The 223-nt window shown below is 35.0% G+C and carries 1 protein-coding gene; it reads left to right on the forward strand.

Annotated features, from left to right (window positions below; genetic code table 11):
- Nucleotides 1-223 (forward strand): hypothetical protein (locus ADI58_RS06365; RefSeq protein WP_049521904.1); only part of this gene is annotated, 223 nt, incomplete at both ends.

Here is a 223-nt window from a genome sequence, read left to right on the forward strand (position 1 = left end):
AGGCTTAACTGCAAAACAAGCTGAAAAATTTATCGATGAATTAAATAAGAAAGCAGCAGAAGAAGATAAAGAGGCTGCAGCAAAAGAGAAAGCAGCTCAAGAAGAGTTTTTAGCTAATTATGATCAAGCATTAAAAGATGCGATTGCAGAATTAGAAAAAGCTGAAACGAATAGTCCAGAAGAAGCAAAAGCAAAGGCTGATACAATTGCAGCATTAAAAGCA

The organism is Streptococcus mitis (genome assembly GCF_001074635.1).
Taxonomy (GTDB): Bacteria; Bacillota; Bacilli; order Lactobacillales; family Streptococcaceae; genus Streptococcus; species Streptococcus mitis_E.